The following is an 18,423-nucleotide window of genomic DNA, read 5'->3' as shown; positions in this document are numbered from 1 at the left end:
CCGGGCCGGGCGTCGTGCGACGGTCTGGCACCGCTTACTGCGTGGCGCCCGAGGCCGATGCACCGCCCTGCACGCCGACCGACGCGCCGCCTTCGGTCGCTTCGTCGCCCACCTTCGACTTCGCCGAGCCGGCATGATGCTTGGCCGACTTCATCGCATGCTTCGCGTGCTTCTTGGTCGAGTGGACCGACGACGCCGCCGTATCCTTCGCGCCGTCGGCTGCCGCACCGACTGCATCGGTTGCGCCGCCGACCGCATTGCTTGACACGTTGGCGCCGGCTCCGCCCTGCATACCCGCGCCGGCGCCTGCCCCTGCTGCCGGCGCCTGCGTCTGCACGCCGGCGCCCGCGGCGCCCTGTGTCGCGACGCCCGTCTGCGCAAATGCGGCCGAAGTGGCGAACGCCGTCAGCGCGGCACCGATCAGCATCGTACGAATCTTGGACATGACAATCCTCCTCAAGAAGTTGTGGGCGCGGAGCGCATCGATACGCTCCGTCGCGTCCCCTGCCGCAACACGCAGCAGGTACGACAGAAGACCCGCGGGACGCACGCCCGGTTCTCGAATCTGTCAGACTGTTACCCACCGTTTCATTTGCTGACGAATCGCTCACAGTCCTTAACAACTGCGGTGCGCGCGCCTGCACGAACGTCCGCGCTCGCGTGCCGGGCCGCGGTGCCGTATGATGCGGGGCGATTCCTCCCGCGCATCGCGCGCTTCCTTCGTCATGCCCAATCTGGATTTCACGCTGACCGGCGAATACGTCGAGCTGCACAACCTTCTCAAGATCACCGGCCTCGCCGATAGCGGCGGCACCGCGAAGATGTTCGTCGCGTCCGGCGCGGTGAAAGTCGACGGCGTGGTCGAGCTGCGCAAGACCTGCAAGATCCGCGCGGGCCAGGTCGTGCTGTTCGGCGATACGCGGATCGCCGTGCACGACGCATAGCGGTTCCCCCTTGCCGTGACATGGCCATCGGCGCGCGCGTTCGACACCGTTCGAATAAGGCCGTAAGCTGGCTGTCTCTCAAAATAAATACAGACGGCGCGGGCACGCACCCGCGCGAGCGCTCATTCCATGTCGCATTCCGGTCTTACGCGGACGGCCGCCGCGCCGCCGTCCCTGTCCAGTCATGCCGCCGATACCGCACGCCTCGCCGCGCCGCTCGCGATCGCGCAGCTCTCGCAGATGGCGATGAGCGTCACCGATACGGTATTGCTCGGCTCGCTCGGCCCCGATTCGCTCGCGGCGGGCGGCCTCGGCGCGAACTTCTTCTTCGTCATCGTGACCGTGCTGCAGGGCGTGCTGTCGTCGGTGAGCGTGAGCGTCGCGCATGCGCGCGGCGCACAGGCCGAGGATCGCGTGCCCCATATCTATTGGACGGGCTTCGTGCTGTCCGTGCTGCTCGCGATTCCGGCGATCATCGCGCTGTCGCTGTCCGAACCGATCCTGCTGATGTTCCACGAGCCGCCGATGCTCGCGCATCACGTCGGCGAATACACCGGCATCCTGCGCTTCGCGGCGCTCGGCAGCCTGATCGGCGTCGGGCTGATGCGCGCGTTCCTGCCCGCGATCGGGGCCGCGCGGCGGCTGCTGTGGGTATCGATCGGCGGCGTCGGGGTCAACGGCGTGCTGAACTACGGGCTGATCCACGGCGCATTCGGCTTGCCGCGGCTCGGCTTCCTCGGCTCCGCGGTCGCGACGACCATCACGATCTGGCTCACCGCGCTCGCGCTGATCTGGCTGCTGCACGGCCGCCAGCGGTTCCGCCATTTCGTGACCGCCGCCCGCCCGAAGCTGCCCGTGATGGGCGAGCTGATCGGCATCGGCTGGCCGGTGGCGATCACGTACGGAGTCGAATCGACGCTCTTTCTCGCCACGGGCCTGACCATCGGCGTGCTCGGCGCGACGTCGCTTGCCGCGCACCAGATCGCGCTGAACGTCGCATCGGTGGCGTTCATGGTGCCGCTCGCGATCGGTCAGGCGGCCAACGTGCGGGTTGGCTACTGGGTCGGCGCCGGCGAACCGGTCGCCGCGCGGCACGCGGGCTTCGTCGCACTCGGCCTCGGCATCGCGTTCATGTCGCTGTCGGGGCTCGTGCTGATCGTCGCGCCGCATGCGATCGTCGGCCTGTACCTGCACCTCGACGACCCGGCCAACGCGGCGACGGTGTCGCTTGCGGCGTCGCTGCTCGGCATCGCCGCGGTGTTCCAGGTCGTGGACGGAATGCAGACTGTCGGGTCGGGTGCGCTACGCGGGCTGCGGGATACACGCATCCCGATGCTCGCGGCGACCCTCGGCTACTGGGGCATCGGCTTCCCGACCGGCTACTGGCTGGCGTTCCACGCGGGCCTCGGCGCACGCGGCCTGTGGTGGGGGCTCGCGGCCGGCCTCGCGAGCGTCGCCGTGCTGATGGCGTGGCGCTTTCACCTGAAGACATCGTCGCTCATCGCATCGACGCGCTGAGCGCGACACGACGCAAAATCGCGGCCGGCGCTATGCTTGTCGGTTGAAGACCCACGACGCCGCGCCAGCGGCGCGACTGCCTCACGATACGCCAGACGCCGCGCGACGCGCGGCCTTTCCCCTTCCCAAGAGGAGTGCATCATGAACGAAGCAGTTCGGATGGAACGCGACACGTTCGGCGAGATCGCCGTGCCGGCCGACCGGCTCTGGGGCGCGCAGACCGAGCGCTCGCTGCAGAATTTCCGGATCTCGACGGAGAAGCAGTCTCCCGAGCTGATCCACGCGCTCGCGATCGTCAAGCGCGCCGCGGCCGCCGTGAACCAGTCGCTCGGCGTGCTGGCCGACGACAAGGCCCGCGCAATCATCGACACGGCCGACGAGATCATCGCGGGCAAGCATCCGCGCGAATTCCCGCTCGCGGTGTGGCAGACGGGCTCCGGCACGCAGACCAACATGAACCTCAACGAGGTGATCGCGAACCGGGCGAGCGAGTTGCTCGGCGGCAAGCGCGGCGAAGCGCGCAAGGTCCACCCGAACGACGACGTGAACCGCGGCCAGTCGTCGAACGACGTGTTCCCGACCGCGATGCACGTCGCGGCGGCCTACGCGATCGTCAACCACCTGCTGCCCGCGCTGCGCACGCTGCGCGCGACGCTCGATGCGAAGTCAAAGGCCTTCGCCGATATCGTAAAGATCGGCCGCACGCACCTGCAGGACGCGACACCGCTCACGCTCGGGCAGGAATTCTCCGGCTATGTCGCGCAACTCGACCAGGGCGTCCGGCACGTCGAGTCGGCGCTGCCGCACCTGTACGAGCTCGCGCTCGGCGGCACCGCGGTCGGCACCGGGCTGAACGCGCATCCGGAGTTCGCGGTGCGCGTCGCCGACGAGATCGGCCGGCTGACGAAGCTGCCGTTCGTGACCGCACCGAGCAAGTTCGAGGTGATGGCGGCCGCCGACGCGCTGGTGTTCGCGCACGGCGCGCTGAAGACGGTCGCCGCCGGCCTGATGAAGATCGCCAACGACGTCCGCTGGCTCGCGAGCGGGCCGCGCTGCGGGCTCGGCGAACTGTCGATCCCGGAAAACGAGCCGGGCAGTTCGATCATGCCGGGCAAGGTGAACCCGACGCAGTCGGAAGCCGTGACGATGCTGTGCTGCCAGGTGTTCGGCAACGACGTCGCGGTCAACGTCGGCGGCGCCAGCGGCAACTTCGAGCTGAACGTGTTCCGGCCGATGATCGCGCACAACGTGCTGCAGTCGGTGCGGCTCCTCGCCGACGGTGCACAGAGCTTCAACGATCACTGCGCGGTGGGCATCGAGCCGAACCGTGCGCGCATCGACCTGCTGCTGAACGAATCGCTGATGCTCGTGACGGCGCTCAATCCGCACATCGGCTACGACAAGGCCGCGCAGATCGCGAAGAAGGCGCACAAGGAAGGCACGACGCTGAAGGCAGCCGCGCTTGCGCTCGGCTATCTGACCGAGGCGGAATTCGATGCGTGGGTGCGCCCCGAAGAGATGATCGGGTCACGCTAATCGCAGGTTTGACGCGATGACGGGACGGGCGCGGCGCGAACGCGGCGCCCGGCGCCCGGTGCCCGGTGCCGTCAGACGGTGCCCTTCGCCACTTCCTCGGGCTTCATCTCGACGATCTTGTCGAGCGCGGCGCGCACGTCGGCCGCATATTTCGCCAGCACCTTCTGCTCGTCGGTCTCGGGCACGAACGGCGGCACCGGCACTGGGTTGCCGTTCTCGTCAACCGCGACGAACACGACCAGGCAGTCGGTCGTCTGGCGCAGCACGCCGCCTTTCGGATCGCCGGCATGCACGGACACATGGATGTGCATGCTGGTGCGGCCCGTCGCGACGACGCGCGCCTTCAGTTCAACCAGGTTACCGACGAGAATCGGACGCTGGAAACGGATGTTGCCGACGCTGACCGTCACGCAGTAGCGGCTCGACCAGACTGCCGCGCACGCATACGCGACCTCGTCGATCCACTTCATCAGTGCGCCGCCGTGCACCTTGCCGCCGAAGTTCACGGACGACGGCTCGGCGAGGAAGCGGAATACGGTTTCGGTGCGGTCGAGGGCGGCCGGTACGGGGGACGGTTGGGACATCGTGGTAGCTCCAGGCGGCGGGGTACGGCAATCGGCGCATTATACGTTGCACTGCGACAACACGTCGCAGTTCCCGCCGGGCGGCCACCCACGCGTTGAACCGGCATCGGCACGGAGATTCGGCGCCCCGTCAGCGGCGCACCGTGATTCCCTGATCGATCGTCCCGTACATCTCGAGGCTGCCGCCCCGCTCGCCGGCGGCACCCGCGCCGCCCTGCGCACAGGCCGCGCAGACGAGCGCAGCCGCCAACAGGCAGAAAATCGTCTTCATCGTTGCATCGTGTCGCATCCGGCGGCCCACTGCCGCCGCGTCCGGTCATTCTACGCGTGCGCGGTCGCCGGCCGCGGCCGTACGCACCCCGCCGCATCCGACATTTCATCCGAACGCGAAACATCGAATGTACGCAACGCCTACACTGCAGTCATTCCGCCCGACGAGACACGATGATGACCGATCAAGACGACCACCACTTTCCCGGCCTGAGCCGGATCGGTGCACTGATTGCCGATCCGGGGCGCGCCGCGATGCTGTGGGTGCTGATGGACGGCAGCGCGCGTCCGGCCGGCGAACTGACGATGATCGCGGGGCTGTCGCCGTCCGCGGCGAGCGCGCATCTCTCGCGCCTGACCGAAGGCGGCCTGCTCGCGCTCGACGTGCGCGGCCGGCACCGCTACTACCGGCTTGCATCGGCCGACATCGCAGCATCGCTCGAGGCGCTCGCGAACGTGGCCCGCGCGGCCGCGCCGAACCGCCCGGTGCCGCCGCCGTCGCGCACGGTGCCGGCCGAGCTGCGTTACGCCCGCACCTGCTACGACCACATGGCCGGCGAACTCGCGGTCCGCATCTTCGACGGGCTCACCGCGCGCGGCTGGCTGCGTGCGGACGGCGACGCGATCGAGACCACCGAGCTCGGCACGCAGGCACTCGCACGCTGGGGCATCGACGTCGCGCAGCAGCGCGCGCGCCGGCGCCGCTTCGCATGCGGTTGCCTCGACTGGAGCGAGCGCCGCGCGCATCTCGGCGGCGCGCTCGGCGCGGCACTGCTCGACAGCTTTTGCGCACACGGCTGGATCGAGCGCACCGCACGGCCGCGCGTGCTGCGGGTCACCGTGCCCGGACAGCAGCTTTTCGACGACTGGCTTGCGTCCGGGCTTACGTCCGCTTGACACGCGCATTGCGACCGGGCAACAACGGCGCTCGATGGACAGGTTTTGTTACATCGCGTGCCATCCGACTTACAAAACACCGAGCACTGAAACAGGCCGAGCGGATATTGTGAACTGGACGGCACGAATCGACGCGCCGCGATCACGACGAAGACGCTCATCATGGCTTCCCTGTTCACGCTCAAGCGAACCGCACGCTGCACGCTGCTCGCGTTCGCCGCGCTGGCGACCCTGCCCCCCGCATTCGCGCAAGCGACCCCGGCCGCACCGTATGCGACCGCCGCCCGGCAGCCGGGCGGTGATCCGCCAAGCCGCGTCGCCCGGCTCAACTACATGTCGGGTGCCGTGACGACGGAGCCGGCCGGCACCGATACGTGGTCGTACGCCGCCGTGAACCGGCCGCTGACGACGGGCGACCAGCTGTGGAACGACGCCGGTGCGCGCTCGGAGCTGCACATCGGCTCGACCGCGGTGCGGCTCGGTGAATCGACGAGCCTGTCGGTGCTGAACCTCGACGACACGACGACGCAACTGAAGGTCGGACTCGGCACCGTATCGACGCACGTGCGCGATCTGCCGTCCGGCGGGTCGTACGAAATCGATACGCCCAATCTCGCGCTCGGCATCACGGGCCCCGGCGACTATCGCGTCGATGTCGCGCCGAACGGCGCGAGCACGACGGTGACCGTGCGCAGCGGCAGCGCGACCGTGTACGGCAGCAATGGGCAGTACCCGCTGTCGCCCGGCCAGCAGGTCGTGTTCACCGGCACCGACCTGCAGGTCGCGCAGCAATCGGCCGCGCTGGCCCCGGATGCGCTCGATCAGTGGGCCGCCAGCCGCGATGCAGCCGAGCAGCGCTCGGTATCGGCCCGCTACGTGTCGCGCGATATTCCCGGCTACCAGGATCTCGACGCGAACGGCACGTGGCGCGAGACCCCGAACTACGGTGCGGTCTGGGTGCCCAACGACACGCCGGCCGACTGGGCGCCGTATCACGACGGTCACTGGATCTGGCAGGCACCGTGGGGCTGGACGTGGGTCGACGATGCGCCGTGGGGCTTCGCGCCGTACCACTACGGCCGCTGGGCCTATGTGGACGACAGCTGGGCGTGGGTGCCCGGCCCGACGGTGGTCAGCCAGCCGCCCGTCTACGCGCCGGCGCTCGTCGCATTCGTGGGCGGCGGCGGCGGTCCCGACTGGAGCGTCGCGCTGACGGTCGGCGGCGTCGCCGCAGCCGGCTGCGCATGGTTCGCACTCGGCCCGGGCGAACCGTGGCATCCCGGCTGGGGCGGCTGGAGCCCGCACTACTACGATCGCGTGAACCGGAACATCGTGGTCAATAACGTCACGGTGAACAAGACCGTGAACGTGACGAACATCACCAACATCACGAACATCAACAAGACGTACGTGAACTTCCGCGCACCGCACGCGATTACGGCCGTGCCGGCGTCCGCCTTCGTGCACGGCCAGCCGGTCGCGCACTTCTCGCAACACGTCGATCCGAAGCAATGGCGCAACGCGCACGTGATGCCGGGCACGCCCGGCATTGCGCCGGTGCGCCAGAGCTTTACCGGCGGATTGCGCGCGGCCAGCTACCGGCCGCCGGCGGCGATCGGCCAGCACACGTTCGTCGCAACGCGCAATCCGGCGGTGCCGGCCGCGTATCGCGACCAGGCGGCCGCCCATCTCGCACGGCAGGGCGGACACGTGCCCGGCGCGGGCGCCCCTGTCGCCAGGACCAGCGTACCGGCCGACTATACGGCTCGCCCGGTCCGCGTGCCGGGCAATCCGAAAGCCGGCGCATGGGCGATGCGCAACGTGCAGCTCGTGAATCCGCACGGCCCCGTCGTGCAACCGGCGCACGCGCCGCACGAAGGCCAGCCGGCCCCGACACAGGCGGCACGGCCAGGCGCGCCGATGCCGCTCGTGCAGAATGGCATGCGACCGATGAACGGCGAGGCCCCCAATGCGCCGCGCTTCGCCAACGGCGCGACGCCGCAGGCGCCGGGCAATCCGGCTCCGCATCAGGCATTGGGTCCGGGAAATGGCGTCCCGCACCCGCCGACGGCCGGCAACGAGCCGGCCCCGCGCGACAACGCGCATGCAGCCGCGGCGCCCGCCCCTGCCTGGATGCAGCCGCACACACCGATGGAGCGTCAGCGCGCGACGCCGCCGACCGCGCTCCACGCAGCGGGCCAGAATGCGTTGCCGCCCGTGCGCGGCGCGGCGCCGGTCCCGCATCAGGAAGGCGCGCCCGTAACGCAACCCGGCGGGCGGCAGGAAACGCCGCGTGCGTCGCCGCAACCGCGACCCGACACGACCGCGCAGATTCCGCAGCCGCGTCCGCGCCCCGATTTCCCGACGCCGGCCCAACATGCGCAGCCGCGTCCGGAGCGGACTGCGCCGGCGCCGCAACCGCGCCCCGAATTCGCGCAACCGGCACCGCACCGCGAAGTCGCACCGCCGCGCGTGAACGAGTACCGCCCACCCGCACACGTGGCGCATGAAATGCCGCGACCGCAACCGCAGGCTCCGCGCATGGAGCCGCGGCCGTCGATGCCCGCACCTCGCATGGAACCGCGACCGTCGATGCCCGCACCGCACATGGAACCGCGGCCGCAACCGACGCCGCACGTCGAGGCGCCGCACCCGAGCAATCCGCCGCCCGGCGGCCACGACGAGCGGCGTCATCAGTAACGATCGCCCGAAGAAACAGAAAGGCCCGACCGGCAGGTATGCCGGTCGGGCCTTCTTCACTCTGCCGGATGCGGGTCGTACAACCCGCGCAGCCAGCGGGCGCCGCTGCTCAGACCGCCATCGGCGCGGTCAGCGGCTCATGGTGCCGGTAGCCGACGAGCGAGAAATCGGACGGCTCGATCTGCTCGAGCCATTCGGGCGCATACACGCCCGTCTTCGCGTAGTCCGGCACGCGCTCGGCGATCTCGAGCCGCGGGCTTTCGTACGGCTCGCGCGTGAGTTGCTGCTGCAACATGTCGAGCTGGTTCTCGTAGATGTGCGCGTCACCGATGAAATACGTGAACCAGCGCGGCGTGTAGCCCGTCAGCCGGCCGACGAGCGACAGCAGCGCGGCGCCTTCGGTCAGGTTGAACGGCGTGCCGAGCCCGACGTCATTGCTGCGGATATACAGACACAGCGAAATCTCGCGCTTCGCGACGTTCGGCAGGAACTGATACAGCAGATGGCACGCGGGCAGCGCGATCTGGTCGAGCACGGCCGGATTCCATGCATGAAACAGAATGCGGCGGTCCGCCGGGTTCTCCATGATCGTGTCGAGACACTGGCGCAACTGGTCGATCGCCTTGTACACCAGCACCTTCGGCGCACCGTCCTCGTCGAAACGCGTGACGACCCGGAAACCGCGGCGCGTCGCGTCGGCGATCTGCGCGTCGGCGCCCGCGTCGAGCACCTTGTAGCCGGGCCACTGGCGCCATTGCACGCCGTACACGTCACCCAGGTCGTCGACGCCCTGGCGGTACGGGTTCGCGAGCCACTGCGCGTTGTCGTTCGCGTTCGCATCCCAGACCTTGCAGCCGAGCGCACGGAAATCGGCCGCGCTGCGCGACGCGCGCAGGAAACCGACCAACTCGCCGATCGCGGACTTGAACGCCAGCTTCTTGGTCGTCACGGCCGGGAAGCCTTGCTGCAGGTCGAACCGCAGCATCGCGCCGGGCATGCTGATGGTGCGGATGCCCGTGCGGTTTTCCTGCCAGGTGCCGGTGTCGAGGATGGTGCGAACGAGGTCGAGGTACTGTTTCATGCGGGTTCCTTCGGCCGCGAGGGCGGCCGTCACCCGCCAATTTTAGCAAGCGTGATGCGGAACCTCCGGCAACGACGCCGAAAACCCGCCCAGCGGGTCGCTGCGGTCGCGCATTCCGTGTGCGCACATCAGCCTGTAGAGCGTGACACGCGACACACCGAGCTCGCGCGCCGCATCGGCGAAACGGCCGCGATGACGCAGCAGCGCCTGCTCGATCGCCTGCCGTTCGGCCGCTTCCCTCGCCTCGGTGAGCGATACGGGCGCCAGTACCGCGAATTCATGGAGCTCGAGATCGGCCGCGGTAATCATCCGGCCCTCCGACATCACGATCGCGCGGCGCACGCGATTGATCAGCTCGCGCACGTTGCCCGGCCATGAATAGCCATAGAGCGCGGCGATCGCGTCCGGAGAGAAGCCGCGCAGGCGGCGATGCGCATCGCCCTTGAAACGCTCGAGCATGTGGCGTGCGAGCACCTCGATATCCTTGCCGCGCGCGCGCAGCGGCGGCTCCTCGATCTTCAGCACGCACAGACGGTGGAACAGATCCTCGCGGAACCGCCCTTCGCGCAGCGCCGCTTCCATGTCCACATGTGTCGCGCAGATCACGCGCACGTCGACCTGCACCGATACATGCGCGCCGAGCCGCTCGATCTTGCCTTCCTGCAGGAACCGCAAGAGGCTCGCCTGGCTCTCGAGCGGCAGGTCGCCGATTTCGTCGAGAAACAGCGTGCCGCCGTTCGCAGCCTCGACACGGCCGATCTTGCGCTGGTTCGCGCCCGTAAACGCGCCGCGCTCATAGCCGAACAGTTCGGCTTGCAGCAGCGTCGACGGAATCGCACCGCAGTTGATTGCGACGAACGGTGCGTGTGCGCGCGCCGAACGCTCGTGAATCGCGACGGCCGTCAGCTCCTTGCCGGTACCCGACTCGCCGGAGATGAACACCGGTGCATCGGTCGTCGCGACGCGCCGGATCGTCCTGAAGAGCCCGAGCATCGCATCGCAGGTGCCGACCATCTCGCCTTCGGCGCGCCCGGCGCCGACGGGGGACGCCACCGTGTCGGTCAGCGCGACCATGCCGTGCGCATGGCCGACGGTCTCGACGATGCGCGACGTCTCGTACGGCATCGTCACGTAGTCGAAGCAATAGTCACGAATGAGATGCCGCAACGTGGCGTCCTGCAACTGGCCACGCCGGGTCGCCGCGATCCAGCCGATGTGCTGGATGCTCAGACACGCTTCGAGTTCGCGCAGATCCGCGGGCCTGAAACCCGGCGAGAAATCGAGCAGGCCGGCGGATGCCACGCCGTGCTGGACGACACGCCGCACGTCGCGAGCGCTTTCCGCAAGATCGACGCGCCACCCGCATTCGTCGAAATGCCCGCGCAACGCGTCGTTCGGTTCGCGCGAGAAATAGATCACATGCCGCTGCTCGGCTCCCATATGCCCACCCCGTTCATCAACCGTCTAACGATTGCCGCGCACGCCAGTCGCGTGCGAAAAGGATCGAATCGGATCGAATCGGGTCAGCCGAAGCGGCTCGATTCGCCATGCCGATGCGTGGCAACAACAAGCCTCGCATGATGGCGCTTATCTCGCGTCCAGTTATTTTTCGATCAAGACAGCTTGGTTATAGGCGCCGAATAAGACAAACCGATTGCGGCGCGAATGGGCGAGCGGTCTTATCGCTCAGCGGTCGACGCAGATCAATCGTCTGCACATAACGCACGCACAGCGCGATACGTTCATTGCATCGACACACGCGCAGATTTTCATCCTTGGAGCGTATCGATTGAATCCGCAGTATTCCCGAGCACCTTCGTTTCACGGCTGAAACATTTCCCCGCGTTTTCGACCTCGATTCACTATGCTCGCACGCAAATCATAGACACAACAACGCTCTTCGCCGGATGGCATGCATTTCGCTGAATGCGTAACGGATCGGAGAAGGCGACCATGGGAACACTTTTTTCACGGTCTTTCGGGCAGGCGACGATTGCGTTCGCGCTCGCGTGTCTGTTCATGCCGGCACGCGCGGACGAAAGCGCGGAACGCGCGCGCGCGCAGCTTGCCGACAACGCACCGGGCATGCAACAGGACAACCAGTTCATCGTCGTACCCGTCGCCGTGCCGCAAGCGCGTTCGTCTGACAAGACATCGGTGACGCTGTGGGACGAGATCGCCCCGCCGTCTCCGCTACAGCCGCTGCACGTGCCGCTCCCCGCGCCGCGCCCCGATGATGCACAGCATGCGATGCAAGGAAATACCGGGAACGGCGTGCGTCGATGACGCGCACGCGATACCGAGCGCCGTCGATTTGATGAGGACCACCTATTGAATTGATGCGAAGCGGACGATGCCGATCGTGCAGGGTTTCGTCGACGCAACGACGCGAACGGTTTTTGTGTCCGTCCCCCGGCGGGCACTCTTTTTATTCATGACGTCGCGATGCGAAGGCGCGCACATCGTCGCGAGCAGCGACGATGTGCGCGCGCCGGCACAGCGGAACTGCCGGCGCATCCGCGCCGAAGCCGGCGCACGCCGCCATTCCGGTAGAATCGGCGCCATTCCGGCTCTCCTCTTCCCCCGACCTTCATGACGACGTTGACCCTGATCGTCGCGCGCGCCCGCAACGGCATCATCGGCCGCGACAACCAGTTGCCCTGGAAACTTCCCGAGGACCTCGCATTCTTCAAGCGTACGACGATGGGCGCACCGATCGTGATGGGCCGCAAGACCCACGAGTCGATCGGCCGGCCGCTGCCGGGCCGCCGCAACATCGTCGTCACGCGCGACGCAGCACGCCGCTTCGACGGCTGCGACACCGTCACGTCGCTCGCCGACGCGCTCGCACTCGCCGCACGCGACGGGGTGGTCGAAGCATTCCTGATCGGCGGTGCGCAGCTCTATGCGGAAGGCCTCGAACTCGCCGACAAGCTGATCGTCACCGAGATCGATGCGGACTTCGATGGCGATGCGTCGTTCCCGGCGCCCGATCCCGCGCACTGGCACGAAGTGTCGCGCGACACCCACCAGGCTGCCGCGCCGAACACGTTCGGCTATGCGTTCGTCGTCTACGCGCGCAAGCGCGACTGACGCGCGACACGCGATAAAAAAGCCCGACCGGCTCTGCGCCAGTCGGGCTTTTTCGTTTCCTGGCGGCCGATGCCGCACCGCTTACTGCCCGGCGATCGTCATCTGCTCGATCAGCACCGAGCCCGTTTCCTTCGTCCCGCGCACGATCGAATCCGCACCGATCGCGACGATATGCCGGAACATCTCCTGCAGCGTGCTCGCGACGGTGATTTCCTCGACCGGATACTGGATCACGCCATTCTCGACCCAGAAGCCGGCCGCGCCGCGCGAATAATCGCCGGTCACGTAGTTCACGCCCTGCCCCATCAGCTCGGTCAGCAAAAGGCCCGTGCCGAGCTTCTTCAGCATCGCGTCGAAGTCGTCGCCCGGCTGCGTGTTCGAGCTGCGCAGCGCGAGGTTGTGCGAGCCGCCTGCGTTGCCGGTCGTCTGCGTGCCGAGCTTGCGCGCCGAATAGGTCGACAGGAAATAGCCTTCGACGACACCGTCCTTGACGACGCTGCGCGCACGCGTGCGCACACCTTCCTCGTCGAACGGCGCGCTGCCCATCGCGCGCGGCACGTGCGGATCCTCGACGACCTGGACGTGCGGCGCGAACACCGGCTTGCCGAGGCTGTCGACGAGGAACGACGTCTTGCGGTACAGCGCGCCGCCGCTGACTGCCTGCACGAACGCGCCGAGCAGGCCGGCCGCAAGCGGGGCCTCGAACAGCACGGGCACCTTGCGGGTATCGAGACGGCGCGCGCCCATCCGCGCGAGCGCACGCTCGGCCGCATAGCGCCCGACGGCTTCCGGCGCCGCGAGATCGACGGCGCTGCGCTTCGACGAATACCAGTCGTCACGCTGCATGTGGCGACCGCTGCCCGCGATCGGCGCGCACGCGATGTAGTGGCGCGAGTACGGGTAACCGGAGAGGAAGCCGCGCGACGTTGCGAGCACGAACTGCGAATGCTGCGCCGACACACTCGCGCCTTCCGAGTTGCGGATCTGCGGGCTGACCGCGAACGCGGCGTCTTCCGCGCGGCGGGCGAGTTCGACGGCCTCGTCGGCCGTCAGCGCCCACGGGTGATAGAGGTCGAGGTCGCGCGGGTCGGTTTCGAGCAGCTCGGCCTCGGCGAGGCCTGCCGCGTCGTCTTCTGCGGTGAAGCGCGCGATGTTGTACGCGGCGGCGACGGTATCCTTGATCGCGGCCGGCGAAAAGTCCGACGTGCTCGCATTGCCGCGCTTCTTGCCGATGAACACCGTCACGCCGACCATCTTGTCGCGGTTGTGTTCGATCGTCTCGACCTCGCCGCGGCGCACCGACACCGACAGGCCGTCGCCTTCGGAGATTTCGGTCGCGGCGTCCGTCGCACCGAGCGCCTTCGCGTGGCGAAGGATGTCCGAGGCAATTTCTTTGAGCTGGTCCTGCGTGTGCGGGAAATAGCGCGCTTGTACGTCGAGATTGGCTGCCATCGTCGTGATATCCGGTGGCGGGCGAGCCGCCCGCATGTTCAAAATGTTGCGTATCCCGCGATCATAGCAAGGTCCGGGGCCACATACCGACAAGCTTGGGGTGTCCGCGCCGCGATACAATGCCGCTCATGACACGCAAAACCCGAATCCAGCCGATCGAGCATGCCGACGACGACACCGACAATGGCTACGATCGCCCCAGCAAATCCCAGTTGAAACGCGAGATGCACGCGCTGCAGGAGCTCGGCCAGGCCCTGGTCGACCTGCCGAAGGACGCGCTCAAGCGCATGCCGATGCCCGAGGACCTCGCGGACGCCGTGCGCGAAGCGCGCCGGATCACCGATCACGAAGGCAAGCGCCGCCAGCTCCAGTACGTCGGCCGCGTGATGCGCTCGCTGACCGACGACGAAACGGCCGCGCTGCGCACCGCGCTCGACGCCCAGCGAGGCGTCAACAAGGCCGCGACCGCGCGCCTGCACTGGATCGAGCGCACGCGCGAACAGCTGCTCGCGAGCGACGACGCGTTGACCGAATTCCTCCGCCAGCACCCCGAAGCCGACATCCAGGAAGGCCGCACGCTGATCCGCAATGCGCGCAAGGAAGCACAGCAAGGCAAGCCGCCGCGCTATTTCCGCGAGCTGTTCCAGTGGATCAAGACCGCGAGCGGCACGGGCGAGGCGGACGAAGACGACGCATCGGACGACGCCGGAGACGACCATGACGACGAAGCGTAACCACCCGGACGAACTCGTGGTCGGCCTCGTGTCGATCAGCGACCGCGCCAGCACGGGCGTCTACGAGGACAAGGGCATCCCGGCGCTGCAGGAATGGCTCGCCGGCGCGCTGCGCTCGCCGTGGCGCGCCGAAACCCGGCTAATCCAGGACGACGCGCCGACGATCTCCGCCACGCTGGCCGAACTCGTCAACGTCGCCGGCTGCGATCTGGTGCTGACGACCGGCGGCACCGGCCCCGCGCGCCGCGACGTGACGCCGGAAGCCACGCTGGCCGTGGCGACGAAGGAAATGCCGGGATTCGGCGAACAGATGCGGCAGATCAGCCTGAATTTCGTGCCGACCGCGATCCTGTCGCGGCAGGTCGCGGTGATCCGCGAGACGGCCGACCACGCGGCGCTGATCATCAACCTGCCCGGCCAGCCGAAGTCGATCCGGGAAACGCTCGAAGGGCTGCGCGACGCCGACGGCAAATCGACCGTGCCCGGCATCTTCGCGGCGGTGCCCTATTGCATCGACCTGATCGGTGGCCCGTACATCGAGACCGACGCCGCGGTGGTCGCGGCGTTCCGGCCGAAGAGCGCGCGGCGCTGAGCGTGTATCGAACGCCGCGCGCGTGCCGGCCCGCTCAGGCGGCCGGCGCTGACTCCCCTGCCGGCGCCGACGCGGCCGGAATCAGGAAATGCTCGCGGTAGTACTTCAACTCGTCGATCGACTCGTGGATGTCGGCGAGTGCAGTATGCATCGCGCGCTTCTGGAAGCCCTTGTAGATCGCGGGCTGCCAGCGGCGGCACAGCTCCTTGAGCGTGCTGACGTCCAGGTTTCGGTAGTGGAAGAACCGCTCGAATTCCGGCATCCAGCGCGCCATGAAGCGGCGATCCTGGCAGATCGAGTTGCCGCACATCGGCGACTTGCCGGGCGACACGTACTGTGCGAGGAACGCCTGCAGCTGCGCGGCGGCGTCCGCCTCGGTCACGGTCGACGCGCGCACGCGGTCGATCAGCCCCGAACGGCCGTGCGTCGACTTGTTCCAGTCGTCCATCTTGGCGAGCGTTTCGTCGCTCTGGTGGATCGCGAACACGGGGCCTTCCACCGCGATATCGAGGGTGGAATTGGTCACGACGACCGCAATTTCGATGATGCGGTCGTTATCCGGGTCGAGGCCCGTCATCTCCATGTCGAGCCAGACGAGGTTCAACTCGTTGCGCACGAGCGCGGGCTGGCTGGCGGAAGCGGCGGTATCGGTCATGAGTCATCCTGGAAAATGGCGGACCGGGCTCGCCGATGCGGCGCCGCCCGGGCGGGCGGCATCGCGTGAGCGGGCCCGGTCCGCAAGAACATATAATTCTCGCATAGAACCCTTTGGCGCCTTCGATGTCACCCTTTTCGTTCACCCTGCTGTTCGCGATCGCCGTGCTCGCGATGGTCGTCACCAAGCTGTGGCTCGCGTCGCGGCAGATCCGCTTCGTCGCCGCACACCGCAACGGCGTGCCCGCGCAGTTCAGCGCCACCATTCCGCTGACCGCCCACCAGCGCGCGGCCGACTACACCGTCGAGCGCACGCGGCTCGCGATGTTCGAGATCGTCGTCAGCGCGGCCGTGCTGGTCGGCCTCACGCTGCTCGGCGGCGTCGGCGCGCTCGATACGCTGCTGACGGGCTGGTTCGGCCGCGGCTACGGGCAGCAGGTCGCGCTCGTCGCCGCCGTGCTCGTGATCACGGGCGTGATCGACGTGCCGTTCGAGTATTACCGTCAGTTCGGGATCGAACAACGCTTCGGCTTCAACCGGATGACCAAGCGCCTGTTCTTCACCGACTTGCTGAAGAACACGCTGCTCGGCGCCGTGCTCGGCCTGCCGCTGCTGTTCGTCGTGCTGTGGCTGATGAATCAGACCGGCAGCCTGTGGTGGCTGTGGACCTGGATCGTCTGGGTCGCGTTCCAGATGCTCGTGCTGCTGATCTACCCGACCTTCATCGCGCCGATCTTCAACAAGTTCGAACCGCTGAAGGACGAAGCGCTGCGCACGCGCATCGAGTCGCTGATGAAACGGTGCGGCTTCGCGGCGAAAGGCCTGTTCGTGATGGACGGCAGCCGCCGCTCCGCGCACGGCAACGCATACTTCACCGGCTTCGGCGCATCGAAGCGGATCGTGTTCTTCGACACCCTGCTCGCGCGGCTGACGGGCCAGGAAATCGAGGCCGTGCTCGCGCACGAACTCGGCCACTTCAAGCGCCGCCACGTGATGAAGCGGATGCTCGTGTCGTTCGTGCTGAGTCTCGTGCTGCTCGCGCTGCTAGGCTGGCTCGCGCAGCGCACCTGGTTCTACACGGGGCTCGGCGTCACGCCGTCGCTCGACACGAGCAACGCGGGCGCCGCGCTCGTGCTGTTCTTCCTCGCGATTCCCGTGTTCCTGTTCTTTGCGACGCCGTTCAGCAGCCTCACGTCGCGCAAGCATGAATTCGAGGCCGACGCGTTCGCGGCCAGCCAGACCGACGCGCAGGATCTCGTCAGCGCGCTCGTGAAGCTCTACGAGGACAACGCGTCGACACTCACGCCCGACCCCGTCTACACGGCCTTCTACTACTCGCATCCGCCTGCGTCGCAGCGGATCGACCGCCTGATGCAGCACGCATGAGCCGGCCGACCTCCCGCAAGCCGGCCCCGCGCGCATCGGGCGCGCCGCGTGTCGAAGGCCGCGTGATCGCGGCACACGGCCGCCACTACATCGTCGCGCCCGACGACGGCGGCCCGATGCTGCAGTGCTTTCCGCGCGGCAAGAAAAGCGAGATCGCAGTGGGCGACCGCGTCGTGTACGAGCAGGCGTCGGCCGACCAGGGTGTGATCGTCGAGATCGGCGAGCGGCGCAACCTGCTGTACCGCTCCGACCAGTTCAAGTCGAAGCTGTTCGCGGCCAATCTCGACCAGTTGCTGATCGTGCTCGCGACCGAGCCCTATTTCAGCGAGGACCTGCTCGGTCGCGCGCTGATCGCGGCCGAAGCGAACGAACTGAAGCCGCTCGTCGTGCTAAACAAGATCGACGTCGAAGCCGCGCTGCCGGTCGCCCGCGAGCGCCTCGCGCCCTATCGCGCGCTTGGCTACGACGTGCTCGAGCTGTCGGTGAAGGGCTCGCCCGACGATGCACGCACGCAGCTAATGCCGCATCTGGCCGGGCATTCGACGATCCTGCTCGGCCAGTCCGGGATGGGCAAGTCGACGCTCGTGAACCTGCTCGTGCCCGATGCCGAAGCCGCGACCCGCGAAATCTCGGCCGCACTCAACAGCGGCCGCCACACGACGACGTTCACGCGCCTCTACCCGCTCGAAGGTGGCGGCGCGCTGATCGATTCGCCGGGTTTCCAGGAGTTCGGCCTCTATCACCTGACGGAAGGCCGCCTCGAGCGCGCGTTCCCGGAATTCCGCCCGCTGCTCGCGGACTGCCGTTTCTATAATTGCCATCATCTGCACGAGCCCGGCTGCGCGATTCTCGAAGCCGTGGCCGACGGCCGCATTGCGCCGTCGCGCCATGCGCTTTACGCCCAGCTCGTGCACGAGGCGAGCCAGATCGTCCGCTGACCGCGCGGCGGGCAGAACGCTGCCGGGCCGGCCCGGCCTTCACC

Annotated in this window: 19 protein-coding genes; 11 read left to right on the top strand and 8 right to left on the bottom strand. The window is 67.8% G+C overall.

Annotation, left to right across the window (positions count from 1 at the left end):
* Window positions 1-34 precede the first annotated feature (34 nt).
* Window positions 35-445: a hypothetical protein gene (locus AC1Z3W_RS23810; RefSeq protein ID WP_175825458.1), complete on the bottom strand. Its 411-nt coding sequence runs from the start codon at window positions 443-445 to the stop codon at window positions 35-37.
* 280 nt (window positions 446-725) lie between these two features.
* Between AC1Z3W_RS23810 and AC1Z3W_RS23805 the strand changes: the two genes are divergently transcribed.
* The 3 genes from AC1Z3W_RS23805 to fumC all read left to right on the top strand — a co-directional run bounded on the left by AC1Z3W_RS23805 (window position 726) and on the right by fumC (window position 3,998).
* Window positions 726-944, top strand: coding sequence for an RNA-binding S4 domain-containing protein (locus tag AC1Z3W_RS23805; protein ID WP_006753074.1), 219 nt, complete (start codon window positions 726-728; stop codon window positions 942-944).
* 129 nt (window positions 945-1,073) lie between these two features.
* On the top strand, window positions 1,074-2,462 hold the full coding sequence (gene norM / locus AC1Z3W_RS23800; RefSeq protein ID WP_124834871.1) for a multidrug efflux MATE transporter NorM: 1,389 nt from the start codon (window positions 1,074-1,076) through the stop codon (window positions 2,460-2,462).
* A gap of 141 nt (window positions 2,463-2,603) precedes the next feature.
* Window positions 2,604-3,998 carry a class II fumarate hydratase gene (fumC, locus tag AC1Z3W_RS23795; RefSeq protein WP_124834872.1) on the top strand — a complete coding sequence of 465 codons (1,395 nt, stop codon included), beginning with the start codon at window positions 2,604-2,606 and terminating at the stop codon, window positions 3,996-3,998.
* 71 nt (window positions 3,999-4,069) lie between these two features.
* Here fumC and AC1Z3W_RS23790 read toward each other — a convergent pair whose 3' ends face one another.
* The gene (locus AC1Z3W_RS23790; protein WP_014897688.1) at window positions 4,070-4,582 is read right to left on the bottom strand and encodes an acyl-CoA thioesterase; all 513 of its coding nucleotides are present in this window, start codon (window positions 4,580-4,582) and stop codon (window positions 4,070-4,072) included.
* A gap of 130 nt (window positions 4,583-4,712) precedes the next feature.
* Window positions 4,713-4,853 (bottom strand): hypothetical protein, encoded by a 141-nt coding sequence (locus tag AC1Z3W_RS23785; RefSeq protein ID WP_006753078.1) that lies wholly within the window; start codon window positions 4,851-4,853, stop codon window positions 4,713-4,715.
* A gap of 176 nt (window positions 4,854-5,029) precedes the next feature.
* Between AC1Z3W_RS23785 and AC1Z3W_RS23780 the strand changes: the two genes are divergently transcribed.
* On the top strand, window positions 5,030-5,749 hold the full coding sequence (locus AC1Z3W_RS23780) for an ArsR/SmtB family transcription factor (protein ID WP_483509585.1): 720 nt from the start codon (window positions 5,030-5,032) through the stop codon (window positions 5,747-5,749).
* Between the two features lie 162 nt (window positions 5,750-5,911).
* Window positions 5,912-8,449, top strand: coding sequence for a DUF6600 domain-containing protein (locus AC1Z3W_RS23775; protein ID WP_483508563.1), 2,538 nt, complete (start codon window positions 5,912-5,914; stop codon window positions 8,447-8,449).
* 109 nt (window positions 8,450-8,558) lie between these two features.
* On the opposite strand, the gene AC1Z3W_RS23770 is transcribed toward AC1Z3W_RS23775, so the two are convergent.
* Window positions 8,559-9,530 (bottom strand): thymidylate synthase, encoded by a 972-nt coding sequence (locus AC1Z3W_RS23770; protein WP_057928142.1) that lies wholly within the window; start codon window positions 9,528-9,530, stop codon window positions 8,559-8,561.
* A 42-nt stretch (window positions 9,531-9,572) separates the two neighbouring features.
* Window positions 9,573-10,970 carry a sigma-54 dependent transcriptional regulator gene (locus tag AC1Z3W_RS23765; RefSeq protein ID WP_124834874.1) on the bottom strand — a complete coding sequence of 466 codons (1,398 nt, stop codon included), beginning with the start codon at window positions 10,968-10,970 and terminating at the stop codon, window positions 9,573-9,575.
* 513 nt (window positions 10,971-11,483) lie between these two features.
* On the opposite strand from AC1Z3W_RS23765, the gene AC1Z3W_RS23760 reads away from it, so the two are divergent.
* A complete protein-coding gene (locus tag AC1Z3W_RS23760; RefSeq protein ID WP_057928081.1) occupies window positions 11,484-11,816 on the top strand; it encodes a hypothetical protein in 333 nt (110 codons plus the stop codon).
* A 42-nt stretch (window positions 11,817-11,858) separates the two neighbouring features.
* Here the strand turns inward: AC1Z3W_RS23760 and AC1Z3W_RS23755 are convergent, their stop codons facing one another.
* The gene (locus AC1Z3W_RS23755; RefSeq protein ID WP_124834875.1) at window positions 11,859-12,095 is read right to left on the bottom strand and encodes a hypothetical protein; all 237 of its coding nucleotides are present in this window, start codon (window positions 12,093-12,095) and stop codon (window positions 11,859-11,861) included.
* Window positions 12,096-12,122: 27 nt separating this feature from the next.
* Here AC1Z3W_RS23755 and AC1Z3W_RS23750 point away from each other — a divergent pair, with 27 nt between their 5' ends.
* Window positions 12,123-12,623, top strand: coding sequence for a dihydrofolate reductase (locus tag AC1Z3W_RS23750; RefSeq protein ID WP_057928083.1), 501 nt, complete (start codon window positions 12,123-12,125; stop codon window positions 12,621-12,623).
* A gap of 81 nt (window positions 12,624-12,704) precedes the next feature.
* On the opposite strand, the gene pmbA is transcribed toward AC1Z3W_RS23750, so the two are convergent.
* Window positions 12,705-14,075 (bottom strand): metalloprotease PmbA, encoded by a 1,371-nt coding sequence (gene pmbA / locus AC1Z3W_RS23745; protein WP_057928084.1) that lies wholly within the window; start codon window positions 14,073-14,075, stop codon window positions 12,705-12,707.
* 128 nt (window positions 14,076-14,203) lie between these two features.
* On the opposite strand from pmbA, the gene yjgA reads away from it, so the two are divergent.
* The gene (gene yjgA, locus AC1Z3W_RS23740; protein WP_311771987.1) at window positions 14,204-14,809 is read left to right on the top strand and encodes a ribosome biogenesis factor YjgA; all 606 of its coding nucleotides are present in this window, start codon (window positions 14,204-14,206) and stop codon (window positions 14,807-14,809) included.
* Complete coding sequence (mog, locus tag AC1Z3W_RS23735; RefSeq protein ID WP_483508562.1) at window positions 14,793-15,401, top strand: molybdopterin adenylyltransferase; 609 nt, start codon at window positions 14,793-14,795, stop codon at window positions 15,399-15,401. Before yjgA ends, mog begins: the two co-directional genes overlap by 17 nt.
* A 34-nt stretch (window positions 15,402-15,435) precedes the next feature.
* On the opposite strand, the gene orn is transcribed toward mog, so the two are convergent.
* Window positions 15,436-16,056 carry an oligoribonuclease gene (gene orn / locus AC1Z3W_RS23730; RefSeq protein WP_057928086.1) on the bottom strand — a complete coding sequence of 207 codons (621 nt, stop codon included), beginning with the start codon at window positions 16,054-16,056 and terminating at the stop codon, window positions 15,436-15,438.
* A 125-nt stretch (window positions 16,057-16,181) separates the two neighbouring features.
* Between orn and AC1Z3W_RS23725 the strand changes: the two genes are divergently transcribed.
* Both AC1Z3W_RS23725 and rsgA read left to right on the top strand, forming a co-directional pair.
* The gene (locus AC1Z3W_RS23725) at window positions 16,182-17,441 is read left to right on the top strand and encodes a M48 family metallopeptidase (RefSeq protein WP_483508561.1); all 1,260 of its coding nucleotides are present in this window, start codon (window positions 16,182-16,184) and stop codon (window positions 17,439-17,441) included.
* Window positions 17,438-18,379 carry a ribosome small subunit-dependent GTPase A gene (rsgA, locus tag AC1Z3W_RS23720; RefSeq protein ID WP_483508560.1) on the top strand — a complete coding sequence of 314 codons (942 nt, stop codon included), beginning with the start codon at window positions 17,438-17,440 and terminating at the stop codon, window positions 18,377-18,379. The genes AC1Z3W_RS23725 and rsgA overlap by 4 nt, the downstream gene beginning before the upstream one ends.
* The last annotated feature ends 44 nt before the right edge of the window (window positions 18,380-18,423 follow it).

It is taken from the genome of Burkholderia sp. 10_S31 (assembly GCF_056930375.1).
Note: the sequence above shows the minus strand (reverse complement) of the source record. Positions and strands in the feature narration are given on the sequence as shown.

What these genes read in the sequence shown, in the direction of transcription:
- AC1Z3W_RS23785 (WP_006753078.1), bottom strand. Translation starts at nt 4,853, where the DNA reads ATGAAGACGATTTTCTGCCTGTTGGCGGCTGCGCTCGTCTGCGCGGCC.
- AC1Z3W_RS23805 (WP_006753074.1), top strand. Translation starts at nt 726, where the DNA reads ATGCCCAATCTGGATTTCACGCTGACCGGCGAATACGTCGAGCTGCAC.
- AC1Z3W_RS23810 (WP_175825458.1), bottom strand. Translation starts at nt 445, where the DNA reads ATGTCCAAGATTCGTACGATGCTGATCGGTGCCGCGCTGACGGCGTTC.
- AC1Z3W_RS23750 (WP_057928083.1), top strand. Translation starts at nt 12,123, where the DNA reads ATGACGACGTTGACCCTGATCGTCGCGCGCGCCCGCAACGGCATCATC.
- AC1Z3W_RS23780 (WP_483509585.1), top strand. Translation starts at nt 5,030, where the DNA reads ATGACCGATCAAGACGACCACCACTTTCCCGGCCTGAGCCGGATCGGT.
- mog (WP_483508562.1), top strand. Translation starts at nt 14,793, where the DNA reads ATGACGACGAAGCGTAACCACCCGGACGAACTCGTGGTCGGCCTCGTG.
- AC1Z3W_RS23725 (WP_483508561.1), top strand. Translation starts at nt 16,182, where the DNA reads ATGTCACCCTTTTCGTTCACCCTGCTGTTCGCGATCGCCGTGCTCGCG.
- norM (WP_124834871.1), top strand. Translation starts at nt 1,074, where the DNA reads ATGTCGCATTCCGGTCTTACGCGGACGGCCGCCGCGCCGCCGTCCCTG.
- AC1Z3W_RS23760 (WP_057928081.1), top strand. Translation starts at nt 11,484, where the DNA reads ATGGGAACACTTTTTTCACGGTCTTTCGGGCAGGCGACGATTGCGTTC.
- AC1Z3W_RS23755 (WP_124834875.1), bottom strand. Translation starts at nt 12,095, where the DNA reads ATGGCGCCGATTCTACCGGAATGGCGGCGTGCGCCGGCTTCGGCGCGG.
- AC1Z3W_RS23790 (WP_014897688.1), bottom strand. Translation starts at nt 4,582, where the DNA reads ATGTCCCAACCGTCCCCCGTACCGGCCGCCCTCGACCGCACCGAAACC.
- AC1Z3W_RS23770 (WP_057928142.1), bottom strand. Translation starts at nt 9,530, where the DNA reads ATGAAACAGTACCTCGACCTCGTTCGCACCATCCTCGACACCGGCACC.
- AC1Z3W_RS23775 (WP_483508563.1), top strand. Translation starts at nt 5,912, where the DNA reads ATGGCTTCCCTGTTCACGCTCAAGCGAACCGCACGCTGCACGCTGCTC.
- pmbA (WP_057928084.1), bottom strand. Translation starts at nt 14,075, where the DNA reads ATGGCAGCCAATCTCGACGTACAAGCGCGCTATTTCCCGCACACGCAG.
- yjgA (WP_311771987.1), top strand. Translation starts at nt 14,204, where the DNA reads ATGACACGCAAAACCCGAATCCAGCCGATCGAGCATGCCGACGACGAC.
- orn (WP_057928086.1), bottom strand. Translation starts at nt 16,056, where the DNA reads ATGACCGATACCGCCGCTTCCGCCAGCCAGCCCGCGCTCGTGCGCAAC.
- AC1Z3W_RS23765 (WP_124834874.1), bottom strand. Translation starts at nt 10,970, where the DNA reads ATGGGAGCCGAGCAGCGGCATGTGATCTATTTCTCGCGCGAACCGAAC.
- fumC (WP_124834872.1), top strand. Translation starts at nt 2,604, where the DNA reads ATGAACGAAGCAGTTCGGATGGAACGCGACACGTTCGGCGAGATCGCC.
- rsgA (WP_483508560.1), top strand. Translation starts at nt 17,438, where the DNA reads ATGAGCCGGCCGACCTCCCGCAAGCCGGCCCCGCGCGCATCGGGCGCG.